The organism is Kitasatospora sp. A2-31 (assembly GCF_022288725.1).
Classification (GTDB): domain Bacteria; phylum Actinomycetota; class Actinomycetes; order Streptomycetales; family Streptomycetaceae; genus Kitasatospora.
Window position 1 is genome coordinate 123,178 of sequence record NZ_JAKNTA010000016.1, and the last position, 12,609, is coordinate 135,786.

Annotated in this window: 10 protein-coding genes and 1 tRNA gene; 7 read left to right on the forward strand and 4 right to left on the reverse strand. The window is 74.8% G+C overall.

Features of this window, described 5'->3' with window-relative positions:
* Window positions 1–150: 150 nt before the first annotated feature.
* From MCM47_RS32980 to mscL, 3 genes are all read left to right on the forward strand, one after another.
* Window positions 151–1,416 (forward strand): MFS transporter, encoded by a 1,266-nt coding sequence (locus MCM47_RS32980; RefSeq protein ID WP_238949852.1) that lies wholly within the window; start codon window positions 151–153, stop codon window positions 1,414–1,416.
* A gap of 167 nt (window positions 1,417–1,583) precedes the next feature.
* Window positions 1,584–1,892: an FmdB family zinc ribbon protein gene (locus MCM47_RS32985; protein ID WP_238949782.1), complete on the forward strand. Its 309-nt coding sequence runs from the start codon at window positions 1,584–1,586 to the stop codon at window positions 1,890–1,892.
* A gap of 670 nt (window positions 1,893–2,562) precedes the next feature.
* A complete protein-coding gene (gene mscL, locus MCM47_RS32990) occupies window positions 2,563–2,982 on the forward strand; it encodes a large conductance mechanosensitive channel protein MscL (protein ID WP_238949853.1) in 420 nt (139 codons plus the stop codon).
* Window positions 2,983–3,049: 67 nt separating this feature from the next.
* On the opposite strand, the gene MCM47_RS32995 is transcribed toward mscL, so the two are convergent.
* On the reverse strand, window positions 3,050–3,259 hold the full coding sequence (locus tag MCM47_RS32995; protein ID WP_238949784.1) for a hypothetical protein: 210 nt from the start codon (window positions 3,257–3,259) through the stop codon (window positions 3,050–3,052).
* Window positions 3,260–3,565: 306 nt separating this feature from the next.
* A complete protein-coding gene (locus MCM47_RS33000; protein ID WP_238949786.1) occupies window positions 3,566–4,537 on the reverse strand; it encodes a sigma-70 family RNA polymerase sigma factor in 972 nt (323 codons plus the stop codon).
* Between the two features lie 425 nt (window positions 4,538–4,962).
* Here MCM47_RS33000 and MCM47_RS33005 point away from each other — a divergent pair, with 425 nt between their 5' ends.
* Entirely contained in the window at window positions 4,963–5,784 is an 822-nt protein-coding gene (locus MCM47_RS33005; protein WP_238949788.1) for a phosphatase PAP2 family protein, read from the forward strand.
* A 117-nt stretch (window positions 5,785–5,901) separates the two neighbouring features.
* On the opposite strand, the gene MCM47_RS33010 is transcribed toward MCM47_RS33005, so the two are convergent.
* Window positions 5,902–5,974: transfer RNA gene (locus MCM47_RS33010), tRNA-Arg, on the reverse strand.
* 344 nt (window positions 5,975–6,318) lie between these two features.
* Here MCM47_RS33010 and MCM47_RS33015 point away from each other — a divergent pair.
* Window positions 6,319–7,854, forward strand: coding sequence for a glycosyltransferase family 39 protein (locus MCM47_RS33015; protein ID WP_238949790.1), 1,536 nt, complete (start codon window positions 6,319–6,321; stop codon window positions 7,852–7,854).
* Between the two features lie 265 nt (window positions 7,855–8,119).
* Window positions 8,120–9,016 carry a YhjD/YihY/BrkB family envelope integrity protein gene (locus MCM47_RS33020; RefSeq protein ID WP_374209246.1) on the forward strand — a complete coding sequence of 299 codons (897 nt, stop codon included), beginning with the start codon at window positions 8,120–8,122 and terminating at the stop codon, window positions 9,014–9,016.
* Between the two features lie 164 nt (window positions 9,017–9,180).
* Here the strand turns inward: MCM47_RS33020 and MCM47_RS43530 are convergent, their stop codons facing one another.
* Entirely contained in the window at window positions 9,181–11,529 is a 2,349-nt protein-coding gene (locus tag MCM47_RS43530) for a D-alanyl-D-alanine carboxypeptidase (protein ID WP_238949792.1), read from the reverse strand.
* Window positions 11,530–11,826: 297 nt separating this feature from the next.
* Between MCM47_RS43530 and MCM47_RS33030 the strand changes: the two genes are divergently transcribed.
* Window positions 11,827–12,576, forward strand: a complete 750-nt coding sequence (locus MCM47_RS33030) for a GPP34 family phosphoprotein (protein ID WP_238949793.1) — start codon at window positions 11,827–11,829, stop codon at window positions 12,574–12,576.
* Window positions 12,577–12,609: the final 33 nt, after the last annotated feature.

A 12,609-nucleotide genomic window follows, 5' to 3' on the forward strand; every position in this document is an offset into this window, starting at 1 on the left:
TGCCCCTTCCGCGCTACCAGGCAGCAGGAAGGACCGGCCGTGACGGCTCGCCGAACGGTCGACAACGGCAGCGTCGCCGACGACGCCCTCACCGACCCGGCCGCCCCGGCCACCCCCGCCCCCGCCCCCGCCCCCGCCCCCGCGGAACGCGTGGGCTACGGCGCCCTGCTGCGCACGCCCGGGGCCTGGACGTTCCTCGCCCCCGCGTTCGCCGCTCGGCTCCCGTACGCGATGCTCAGCCTGGGCATCGTCCTGCTGGTCCTGGACACCCACGGCTCCTACGGCACGGCGGGCAGCGTGGCGGCGGTCTCGGCCGTCGCCCAGGCCTTCGTCGGCCCGCAGACCGGCCGGCTCGCCGACCGCTACGGCCAGGCGGCCGTCCTGGTCCCCAGCGTGGTGGTGCACGCGTTCTCGGTCGGTGCCCTGATCGCGCTGGCGCTGGGGCACGCCCCGGTCTGGAGCCTGTTCCTCGCCGCCGCACCGGCCGGCGCCAGCGTGCCGCAGGTCGGCGCGATGGTCCGCGCCCGCTGGGTCGCCAAGCTCTCCGCGGAGGGCGCCTCGCCGGCCAAGCTGAACACGGCGTTCGCCTTCGAGTCGGTCACGGACGAGTTCACCTTCGTGGTCGGGCCGGTGCTGGCCGGCGCCATCGCCACCTCCGTCACCCCCTCCGCCGGCCTGATCGCCGAGGCCGCACTGACGGTCGTCGGCGGCCTCGCCTTCGCCGCCCAGCGCGCCACCGCACCGGCCCGGCACCCGCACCAGCCGGGCGCCCGCCGGGTCTCCGCGCTCTCCTCGCCCGGCGTCCGGCTGCTGGCCGGCGCCTTCCTGGGCGTGGGCACCGTCTTCGGCGCGATGCAGGTCTCGGTGACCGCCTTCACCGAGTCGGTCGGCCAGCCCGGCGCCAACGGGACGGTCTACGGGATCTTCGCCGGCGGCTCGATGCTGGCCGGCGTGCTGTACGGCATGGTCGCCTGGCGGCGGGCCGCCCGGCACCGGATGCTCGCCAGCTACGCGATGCTGGTGCTCGGCTGCTCGACGCTCTGGGCGATGCCGAACCTGGTCGCGCTCTCGGTCGCCGGCCTGGTCTGCGGCCTGGCCATCGCACCGACCCTGATCACCGGCTACACGCTCGTCGAGACGCTGGTCGCGGAGGGCGCCAAGACCGAGGCCTTCACCTGGCTGACCGGCGCCATCGGCCTGGGCCTGGCGGCCGGCTCGACGGTGGCCGGCCGGCTGATCGACGGCCACGGCCCGTCGGCCGGGTTCCTGGTGCCGCTGGCCGGCGCCGGCCTGGGCCTGGTCGCGCTGGTCGCGCTGCGGCATCTGCTGATCGCGCCGGGCTCGGCGAGCCCGGTGGTCGCGAGCAGCGGCGAGCCGGGCGGCAGCCGGCAGCTGGTGGGTGCGGCCAAGGGCTGAGACCGGCGCGGCCGGCGCCCCGGCGGCGCCACGCGGCGGCCGGCGGCGCTCGGCGCCGTCCCGGCCGCCGACTCATCTCACACCGGAGTCGCTGGACTGATCCCGCGGAATGCCGCATCATTGACCATCGTTAGCACTCATCAGGCGAGAGTGCCAGGAGGAAGCAAGTGCCCACGTACCAGTACCAGTGCACCGAGTGCGGCAACGGCCTGGAGGCGGTGCAGAAGTTCACCGACGAGGCGCTGACCACGTGCCCCGACTGCCAGGGAAAGCTCCGCAAGGTCTTCTCGGCCGTGGGCGTGGTCTTCAAGGGCTCCGGCTTCTACCGGACCGACAGCCGCTCCTCCTCCAGCTCCTCGGTGAGCGGAGGCTCCACGACCTCGTCGAACTCGTCGTCGACGACCTCGACCTCCTCGGCCTCGTCCTCGGGCGGCTCGACCCCCGCGGCGAGCCCCGCTCCGGCGGCCGCCAAGTAGGGCCGCCACCGAGCACGTCGGCCGCCGGGCAGGACCGGCCGGCACCCGCTCTCCCCTGAGGCCCGCCGGGCCCGCGCCGACGCGCGGCCGGCGGGCCTCACGGCGTTCGCGGGGTCCTCATGACGTTCGCGGGTCCTCATGACGTGCCGGCGGCCCGCGGCGTCACCCGCGCGGGCCCCCGTCCACCCTCACGGGTGTACGGGGTCGTCCACAGGCTCGGGTTTTCCACAGGCCTGGGGACGAGGCTTCCCGAGCGTCGGCGGGCGGCCCAGAGTGTGCGCGAGAGGCCGGCCCGGCGGACCGGGCCGGCGCCCTGCGACCCACCCGGGCGGTGCCCCATGACGACCACGACCGCGAGCCTCCCCCGCCGCTCCCCGCTGCCGCTCCCGGCACCGACCGTCCCACCCCGCCGGGCCGTGCCGCCGTTCCCGCCGATCCGGTGCGGGGGCAGCCGGCTCCACCGGCTCCGTCGGGCCCTGTGGCAGCGGCCCGCGGCGCCGGCGCTGGTCCTGCTCGCGGTGTCCGCGGCGCTGGCGCTCGGCCCGGCTCGGGCGGGCCTGTCCCCACCCGACGGCGCCCCCTCCCCGCAGTCCGTCCACCGAACGGGTTGTCCGTCGGGCGCAGCGGAGGATCACCCGTGACCGGACGAGGAGGTCGTCGTTCACGCGGCATGAAGGGCTTCAAGGAATTCCTGCTGCGTGGGAACGTCGTCGAACTCGCCGTCGCCGTCGTCATCGGGGCGGCGTTCACCAACATCGTCAACGCCTTCGTGAAGGGCGTGATCAACCCGCTCGTCGGGGCGCTCGGGGCCAAGGACCTGGACTACTACCGGTCCTGCCTCAAGGGCCCCTGCACGGTCAGCGCGACCGGGGAGGTCACGTCCGGCGTCTTCATCCTCTGGGGCACCGTGCTGAGCGCGGCCCTGCAGTTCCTGATCACCGCGGCCGTCGTCTACTTCTGCCTGATCCTGCCGATGAACAGGTTCACCGCGAAGCGCAAGACGCTGGCCGAGGTGCAGGCGGAGACCGAGCTGAAGGAGGTCCTCCTGCTCGCGGAGATCCGTGACGCCCTGGTCGCGCAGCAGCGCTGAGCCCGCCTGCCGCGGCCGGGGTGCCGTGGTCCGACGGCGCGGGCCGGGCGCGGCCGTCCGCCGCCGGTCAGTCGCCGTGGTGCGGTGGGCGCTGGCTCAGGTACCAGTCCAGCCCGCGCCCACCGCTCTCCCCGCCGCCCGGGCGGTCGCCCCAGCCGGAGTCGGTGTCGTCCCGGGACTGCTGGTCCAGCGGGTCGCGGAAGACCAGCCGGGCCTTCGCGGCCGGCCCGGCGGCCTTCTCCCCGGCGCCGCCCTGCCCGGGTCTGCGTTCGTCCACCGGCTTGTCTCCTTCTCGTCCTTCTCGCACGTCGTCCACTCCTTCGGCTCCCGGCCCCGCTCGTCTGCACCCCGGCTCGTCTGCACCCCGGCTCGTCTGCACCCCGGCGCCCCGGGGACCCGCGGCGCCCGCAACGGCGTTCTCCCAGCCTAGAAGCTCGCCACCGCCCGCGTGACAGGTCGGCTGCGGCCACGGGCGGCATACGCGAGGGCCCCGGCGCGGGGTGCTCCGCGCCGGGGCCGTACCGTTCACCGGCCGGGGTCCACCGGCCCGACCTCGGGCCCGAGAGCCCTCAGGCCGCCCCCCTCACGCCGCCTCGAAGCCCGCGTGGTCGGCGATCTTCTTCAGCTCGGCCAGCGCGTGCTTCTCGATCTGGCGGATCCGCTCACGGGTCAGACCGTGCTGCTTGCCGACCTCCGTGAGGGTGCGCTCGCGGCCGTCCTCCATGCCGTACCGGGAGCGGATGATCGAGGCCGTCCGGTCGTCCAGGCGCCCGATCAGGCCGTCCAGCTCCTCGCGGCGGAGCATGACCATCACGGCGTCCTCGGGGGACGTCGCCCCGGTGTCCTCGACCAGGTCGCCGAACTGGGTCTCGCCCTCGTCGTCCACCGACATGTTGAGGCTGACCGGGTCGCGCGCCCAGTCCAGTACGTCCTTGATGCGCTCCTCGGTCGTGTCCAGCTCGGCCGCGATCTCGGCCGGCTCGGCCTCCCGGCCCAGCTCCTTGGACTTCTCCCGCTGGACCCTGCGGATCCGGCCCAGCTCCTCGACCAGGTGCACGGGCAGCCGGATGGTACGCGACTGGTCGGCGATCGACCGGGTGATCGCCTGGCGGATCCACCACGTCGCGTAGGTGGAGAACTTGAACCCCTTGGCGTAGTCGAACTTCTCGACCGCTCGCACCAGGCCCGCGTTGCCCTCCTGGATGAGGTCCAGCAGCGGCAGGCCGCTGCGCGGGTAGCGGCGGGCGACGGCCACGACGAGGCGCAGGTTGGAGCGGATGAAGACGTCCTTGGCGCGCTCGGCGTCCTCGGCTATCGCCTCCAGCTCCTCGCGCTCGACGCCCTCGGGCAGCTCGCCCTCGTCCAGCAGGTGCTGGGCGTACACGCCGGCCTCGATCCGCAGCGAGAGCTCGACCTCCTCGGCGGCATCGAGCAGGGGCGTCCTGGCGATCTCGTCGAGGTACATGCCGACCAGGTCACGGTCGGCCTCGAGGTTGGTCGGGCGGGCCGCGCGAGTCCGGTCGGCCCTGTCGCGAACGACGGCACGGGTGGCCATGCTTGCTCCCTTTGCTGGTGTTGCCGAGGTCTGCCTGCCTGCCCGAGAGGGCAAGAAGTGCGGGCCCGCGCGGGGCTCACACGTAACGATCCAACGAACAGATTCCGGACAACATTCCCAAGTCGCTCAGATTCTTCCAGCGATGCAGTATCCTGCCGGTTTTCACCCCGGAGCTGGACCGAGGGTGACCGCTCGGGTGCGCCGCGTGCCCGCCCGGCGACCGCTTCGGAGCGGGAACCCGCCCGCGCTCGGCCCCACTACCCGGTGAACCCGCGGCCGGCCGCCGACGTTCCCGAACCGCCCGGAATCCGCCCCGAATCCGCCGGTGCTCACACCCCGGCGCTCGCAGGACCTCCGCACAAAAGATGCCAAATCGCTATCGCGGTGGGGGCCGATCGGCGCGGGACCCTGGGAAGGTGTCAGCCATGCACCTGACCAGCAGCTCGGGCTCCATCACCCCGCGTAGCCGCCATCTGCTCCGGCAGACGGCGCTCGCGGTCTGTTGTGCCGCGCTGTTCGCCGTCCTGGCGGCCCTGGTGGAGAGCGGCTGGGGCCCGCTCGCCCGGTTCGACCAGGGCTGGGTCGACCACCTGCACTCCTACGCCCGCGACCGCACGGCCTGGACCGCCTCGGTGCAGACGCTCTCCGACATCGGCGGCACGATCACCGTGCGCACCGTCCTGGGCATCGCCGCCGTCTGGCTCTGGGTGATCGGGGCGCGGGTGCTGGCGGTCTGGGCGGTCGCCCAGACCCTGATCGGCTGGGGTGCGCTCTGGGTGCTGAAGCTCTCCTTCGATCGCCGGCGGCCCCTCTTCCCCGACCCGGTCTCGCACGCCGGCGGCCCGGCCTACCCGTCCGGGCACGCCATGGCCTCCGCGATCACCTGCGCCGCTCTGGTCGGGCTCTTCTGGTCCCAGCTGCGGCGCAACGGACGGATCGCCGCCTGCGCGGTCGCCGCGTCGGCGGTGCTCTCGATCGGCTGGACCAGGATCGCCCTGGGCGTGCACTGGCCCAGCGACGTGCTGGGCGGCTGGCTGGCCGCCGGGGTCGTGCTGGGCGGGGTCACCGTCGCCGTCGAACTCTGGCGGCCGGGCGCGCTGGCCCGCGACATCCGGCGGGTCAACCGGCGGACCCGCCCCCGGGTGCGGCGCATCGTGGTCTCCTCGGCCCGCCCGGCCCCCTACGAGCCGGACTTCGAGGAGGCCCCCGATCCCCCGGACGGCGCGGTCGGCCGCGGCCCGGCCTGATCCCGCGGCCCGGCCTGATCCCGGGGCCCGGGACGGGCTCCCGGCCGCGGAACGGCCGAGGCCCGGGCCGGGGGACTCCTCCCTCCGACCCGGGCCTCTCACGCGTCCGCGGTGCTGTGCCCCAGGCAGGATTCGAACCTGCGACACCGGCTTTAGGAGAGCCGTGCTCTATCCCCTGAGCTACTGAGGCGGGGGTCTGCCGGGCGGGTGCCGACAAGACTGTGAGCGCCGGGTTGGCGGGGCACCGGGCAGCGCCCGTGAGGGCGCGGTGGGCGCCCGCCTGGACGCTCGATCCACAGAGTACCGGATCGGGTGTCCGGCGGGCGCTGAGGTTGCGGGAGCTCGCCGACGGTGCCGGAGGACGGACGGGGGCAGCGCAGCGGGCCCGGCCGGGTTCCGCGCGGCCGGACCCGCACTGGCGGTGGACCGTCAATGCGGCTCCGGCCAAGGGGAAGGGGCCCGACAGGGCGTCAGGAGACGTCCAGTAGCCTGCCAGGGAAGACCGCGTCCGCACGAATCCCTAAGGCCTCCCGCATGCGACCAGCCGCCGCTCCGCACCCGGCGATCCGACTGCTCGGGCAGGTCTGGGTGTGGCCGGCGCTGGCCATGCTCTGCGTCGGCGGGTACCGGCTCGGCACGCCCGAGCTCTGGCGCGACGAGGTGGCGACCTGGAGCGCGGCCTCCCGCTCGCTCGGCGACCTGCTGCGCCTGCTGCAGCACATCGACGCCAGCAACGGCGCGTACTACCTGGTGATGCACTTCTGGACGGCGCTGTTCGGCGAGTCGATGATCGCGCTGCGGCTGCCCTCGGTGCTGGCCATGGCCGGCGCCGCGGCGTTCGTGGCGCTCACCGCGGAGCGGCTGTTCGGCGGCCGGGTGGCGGCGATCAGCGGCGGCCTGCTGTTCACCCTGGTCCCGATGGTCTCCCGGTACGCCCAGGAGGCCCGCTCGTACGCCCTGGTGACCTGCGCGGTCGCCGCGGCGACCTGGTTCCTGCTGCGCGCGCTGGAGCGGCCGGGGCTGCGGCGCTGGGCGCCCTACTGCGCGGCGATGGCCGTGGCCGGGGCGGGCCACGTGATCTCGTTCAGCACGGTCGCCGGACAGCTCGCGGTGGTCCTGCTGCACCTGTGGCGGACCCGCGACGCCGTGCAGCGGCGGCTGCTCTGGCAGTACCCGCTGGCCGTGGCCGTGGCGGCGCTGCCGGCGGTGCCCGTCCTGGTCCTGGGCAGCCGGCAGTCCGGGCGCCAGCTCGGCTGGATCACGACCCCCGGTCTCGGGTCCCTGTGGCGCGTGGGCGCGTCGCTGTTCGGATCGGCCGACGTCTTCCACGTCTTCCTGCTGCTCGCCCTGCTCGCGCTGGTCCTGCCCGGACGGCGGCCGCCCGCGCTGCAGCTGGCCATGCTCGCGACCCTGCCGGTGCTGGTCGTCTGGCTGGCGTCGCGCGGCGGCACCTCGTACTTCCTCGACCGGTACCTGCTGTTCACGGTGCCGGCCTGGGCGTCGCTGGCCGGCGGCGGGGTGCGCGCGGTCTACACGACGGTGGCGGCGGCCGCCCGGCGCAGCCGGACGCCGCGACAGCTCCGGGCCGCCGGGTTGCTGCTGGCGGTCGGGCTCCTGGCCGTCCCGGCCGCGGCGGCGCTGCCCAAGCAGTCCTCGGTGCGGCAGGCGGACTCGCACTCCGAGGAGCCGTACCGGTCGGCGGCCGACCTGATCGCCGCCGGCTACCGGCCCGGGGACGGCCTGGCGGCCCCGCTCGGCGACCAGAGCTGGGCCATGCTCGGGCCGGGTGTCTCCTACTACCTGCCGGCGGGCGTCCGCCCCTACCCGGTCTTCGTCGAGCGCAGCGCCGAGCAGGCCGAGGACCTCTTCCCCACCGAGTGCCCGGAGCCGGAGCGGTGCGTGGGCCAGGGGCAGCGGATATGGCTGCTGGTGCTGGGGGACACCGCGGAGCCGCTTGCGGCACTGCCGGACGGCCAGGCCCGCGCCCTCCGCTCCCGCTACGGCGCGCCGGACCGGGTCACCCCGCTCGGCGGCGTGACGCTCGCCCTGCTGGACCGGACGACCCCCTGACCACCGGCTGACCGGCTGGCCACCGGTGGGCGGCCGACGACCGGCCGACGACCGCGGCGGGCGGCGGCCCCGCCGTCGCGCCCCGACGGACCGGGCGGGTGCCCCCAGCGGATGCGGCGGCCCGGGGGCGGGGTGACCATGGAGCACGACGACCGGGCGCCTGCGGCCGGCCGCGCCGACCGGTCACCCGCGGACCACCCGCCCGCCGGTCACCTGCGGTCGGCCGCCGCCCAGCCGCCGCTCGGCCGCGCCGTGCCCCAGGAGGATGCCCGTGAGCGAGCCGCCTCCCGGGCGGATGGCCCGGCTGAAGGAGCGGTCGGCCGAGCTGGCCGAGTTCCTGCGGGTGCTGCCCGAGCAGGTGCCGATGGTCGGGCGGGCACTCCGTCAGCTGCTGCACGTGAGACTGCTGGACTGCGCCACACGGTTGGCCGCCCAGTCGTTCCTCAGCGCGCTGCCCGCGCTGTTCGTGCTGGCCGTGTTCGCCCCGTCCTCGATCCGGGACGGGGTGGTGCACTCGCTCCGCCACGAACTCGGGCTGCAGGGCCAGGCCGGGGAGTCCGTGCAGCAGCTGCTGCAGACCGGCAAGGACCAGGAGACCGGCTTCGGCGTGGTCGGTGCCCTGGTCACGCTGCTGTCGGCGACGGCGCTGAGCCGGGCGGTGCAGCGGGTCTGCGAACGGTGCTGGGAGCTGCCGAAGTCCGGGACCCGGCTGGCCGCCTGGCGGTGGCTGGTCCTGCTGCTGGTCTGGCTGGTCGTCCTGGTCTTCCAGGCCCCGCTGCGGGACGGCTTCGGTCTGGGCGCCTGGTTGGGGATCCCGCTGACCTTCGTCGCGGCGTGCCTGCTCTGGTGGTGGACCCAGCACCTGTTGCTGGCCGGCCGGGTCCGCTGGCTGCCGCTGCTGCCGGGCGCGCTGCTCTGCGGAGCGGCGGTGATCGGCCTCGGCCTCGCGGCCCGGATCTACCTGCCGCGGGCGATGACGCGCAGCGTGCAGCAGTTCGGCTCGTACGGGGTCGTCTTCACCAGCCTCTCCTGGCTGATCGTGCTGTTCGCCGGGTTGACGCTGGCGATCGCGATGGGGCGGGTGATCGCCGAGGAGCCGCAGATCGCGCACTGGCTGGGCGGTCGGACCGAGCCCGGTGTCTGGGGCGGCCCCCGCTTCTAGGGCGGCGTGTCCGGCGCCTCGGGGCCGCCCGGTGGTCCCGCGCCACGACGGCGCGGCGGCCCCGTACAACGACGGAGTGGGAAGTCGGACCGGCCGACTTCCCACTCCTTCCTACGCCTTCCTCTGTCGTCGGCACGGGCGAACGCCCGGCGGGCGCGCGCCGCTCAGAGCAGTCGGGTCAGCCGGGACAGGATGGACGGCGGTGCCAGGTCGGACTGCAGGACGACCGGGACCTCCACCTTGCCGTCGCCCGTGCCCACCCGCAGCACACCCACCTGGGTACCGGCCTTGGCCGTGTGGCCGAGCTTCGCCGGGTCGAGGCTGACGGTGCCGGAGATGCCGGGGAAGCCGGCCGTGGTCAGCTCCTTGGCCGCGATCACCGGGACGGTGCCGCCCAGCCCGTCGTCGACCTGCCCGACCACGTCGCCCTGCTTGGCCAGCGTCTGCCCGGTCAGCCCGTTCTGCGCCGCCTGGATCTGCTTGGCGCTGACGTTCTGGACCACCTTGAGGATGCTCGGCTCGGCGGCGGTCGCCGGCTGGCCCAGGGTGACGCCGAGGATCAGCCGCCGCACCCCGCCGATCTCCTTGTAGGCGGCCCACATCAGGCAGCCGCCGGCCGGGGTGCTGGAGCCGGTCTTGACGCCGATGATGCCGTTCTTCGGCGAGATCAGGGTGTTGGTGTTGGAGATCTTCTGGTTGTTGAAGTTGGTGTCCGGGGTGGAGACGATCTGCCGGAAGACCTCGTCCTGCATCACCTGGCCGGCCAGCTTCAGCTGGTCCTTGGCGGTGCTCTTGGTGTCCGGGCTGAAGCCGGCCGGGTCGGTGTAGGTGGTGTTGGTCATCCCGAACCTGGCGGCGGCGTCGTTCATCTTCTTGACGAACGCGTCCTCCGAACCGGAGTCCCAGCGGGCCAGCAGCCGGGCCACGTTGTTGGCCGAGGGCAGCATCAGCAGTTCCAGCGCCTGGTACTGGCTGATCTGCTGCCCCTCGACCAGGGTCACCCGGGACTCGTCGACGTTGCCGGACTCCTGGGCGGCCTGCTTGTCGACGGTGATCTTCGGGCCGCTCTCACCCTTCTTGAGCGGGTGCGCCTGGAGGATCAGGTAGGCGTTCATCACCTTGGTGACGCTGGCGATCGAGGCCGGCGCCTCCGTGCCGGAGCTGCCGAGGCTGCCGACGCCGACCACCTCGGCGGCCGACTGGCCCTTGGCCGGCCAGGCCAGGTCGAGCGGGTCGCCACCGAAGCTGAAGCTGCCCGGCGCGGTGAGCTTGACCCTGGCGTCCGGCAGCGGCCGGAGCAGCTGGGCGACGACCACCGCGCCGAGCACCACACCGAGGAAGACGGTCCAGATGGTGATCCGCTTCAGCGCGCGGCGCAGCGGCGAGACCGGGCGGGAGTTGAGCGCGGCCAGCACCTCCATCGCCTCGGCCGTGGTCTCCGGAACCGGCAGCGGCTCGGGAGCGGGCAGCGGCTCCGGCTTCGGCAGCGGCGGGACCGGCGGCACGGGCTGCGGATCGGGCGTGGGCAGCGGCGAGGGTGCCGGGCGGGGGCCGGGCTTCGGGTCCGGCTTCGGCAACGGCTCCGGTCCGGGCGTCGGCTCCGGTTCGGGGACGGGCTTCGGCTCCGGGTGCGGCTCCGGCACGGGCTCGGGGACGGGGCCCGGTTCGGGCAGCGGGCGCGGGGCCGGCGGCTCGGGAACGGTGCCCGAGCCGGGGGCCCGGAAGGCCCTGGGCTTCTCCAGCTTCTCGGCCTGCTCCGACCGCGCCGGGGCATGGGCGGCCTCGGCGCCCCGCTCCTCCTCCTTCTCCCGCTCGGACGCCGGCTCGGAGTTCCGCTCGGACGCCGGCTCGGAGTCGGCGTCGGGCGCGGCTTCAGGCTCGGGCTCCGACTCCGTGTCAGGAGCCCCCTCGGACGCCGGCCCCGGCCCCGGCGCCGGCTCCGGCCCGGGCCGTTCGGGCCGGTCCACGACGGACGTCCGGAGGGCAAGACGCGGATCGGCGCCGGAGGGGCGGCCGGCGGGCGCGGCAGCCGCCGCCCCCTTCGCCGACGGGGCGTCATCGGCGCCGCCCGCACCGCCGTCAGCTGCCGCTTCTCCGGAACGGGGCGCGGGCTCGGTGACCTCGGGGGGCAGGCGCAGGGCGGTGGTCGCGTTGTCGACGGGGAGCCGCAGCATGGTGGTCCGGGTGTCCACATCCCGGACGCGGAGCTGCACGGTGGAGCCCGCCCGGGCCGTTCCCGACGGAGCGTCCGACGAGCCCTCCGACGACCCGGCCGCCTCGTCGGCGGACGACGACCCGGCGGGCGACGACGCCCCGGCGGGCGCGCCGTCCGTGTCCGCCCCCGCAGCCGACCCCGAGTCCGCGACCGCCTCGGCCGCGGCACCGGCACCGTCCGACACGTCCGCGGCGTCCGCACCGCCCGTGCCGTCCTCCCGGACGCCTGCCGGGCGTTCCCGGTCCCGTTCCCGCGCCCGCTCGCCGTCCCGCAGCACCCTGTCGGGGGACTCGCCCACGTAACCCAGCCTCCTCAACGCCCGGCGGGGCACCGGCCGACCCGATTTCGGGAAGCCGACGCCCCGCCCCGTGTACCTGTACAGTCTCCGCCACCGGCGGCCTTGCGGCCGCCCACACCCCGCCCGACCGGCACCGATTGCCGCCGCACGGCCGCACCTCGGCCCGTTCACCGCTCAGACGCCGCCCCCGAGACCACCGGTTCCGCGCCCCGGTGGCAAGGTCACGATTCGGAGGCGTACTCGACAAGCCCGTGTGAGAGGCGTCACGCTGTTTCCCATCCACGCGGGGAGGCTTGGATGGGCAAGAGCCGCAGAACTGTTCCCGAGGAACTCTTGCTGCTCGCCCTGGACCCGACCACGGGTACCACGGCGCAGCCGCAGACCCTCGACCTCGGACTCGCCGGGGCACAGCTCGTCGAGCTGTCCCTGGCCGGACGGATCGTCCCGGAGGGCGACCGGATCGCCGTGGTGCTGCCACGGCCGACCGGCGACCCGACCCTGGACCACGCACTGGAGCTGCTGCGCCGACGCGGCAGTCCGGTCCGCGCCGCGCACTGGATCGGCGGGCCCCGACTGGGGTTGCGGCAGACCTACCTGGCGCACCTGGAGAGGTGCGGCATGGTCACCGCCGTACCGGGCCAGATGTGCGGGGTGCTGCCGACGACGCGTTACCAGGCGTCGGACGACTGCACCAACGCCGCGATCAAGCAGCGGCTGGACACCGCGATCCGCACCGGCGTGCCGCCGGACCCGCGGACGGCCGCACTCGCCGCCCTGGCCCACTCGGTGGGTCTGGGCAAGCACCTGTACCCCGGTAACGAGGGACGGTCCTCACGGTCGCGGCTGCGCGACCTGATCCGTTACGACCCGCTGGGCGGGATGGTCGCGCACGCCGTGATGGACGTGCAGAACGGCCTGCCGTCGCAGCAGAACCGTTCCTCCCAGGCCGCCGGCGCCCCGGCGGGCTCGGGTCGACCGGTCCAGCGCGGGGCCGGTCGCAGCGCCGCCGGCGGCCGGGTCGGGGCGCCGCGGGTGGGCGTCCGCTGAGGCGGCCGGCCTCAGCACCGAACGCACCGCCGA

What these genes read in the sequence shown, in the direction of transcription:
- MCM47_RS33000 (WP_238949786.1), bottom strand. Translation starts at nt 4,537, where the DNA reads ATGGCCACCCGTGCCGTCGTTCGCGACAGGGCCGACCGGACTCGCGCG.
- MCM47_RS33020 (WP_374209246.1), top strand. Translation starts at nt 8,120, where the DNA reads ATGCCCGTGAGCGAGCCGCCTCCCGGGCGGATGGCCCGGCTGAAGGAG.
- mscL (WP_238949853.1), top strand. Translation starts at nt 2,563, where the DNA reads ATGAAGGGCTTCAAGGAATTCCTGCTGCGTGGGAACGTCGTCGAACTC.
- MCM47_RS33005 (WP_238949788.1), top strand. Translation starts at nt 4,963, where the DNA reads ATGCACCTGACCAGCAGCTCGGGCTCCATCACCCCGCGTAGCCGCCAT.
- MCM47_RS33015 (WP_238949790.1), top strand. Translation starts at nt 6,319, where the DNA reads ATGCGACCAGCCGCCGCTCCGCACCCGGCGATCCGACTGCTCGGGCAG.
- MCM47_RS33030 (WP_238949793.1), top strand. Translation starts at nt 11,827, where the DNA reads ATGGGCAAGAGCCGCAGAACTGTTCCCGAGGAACTCTTGCTGCTCGCC.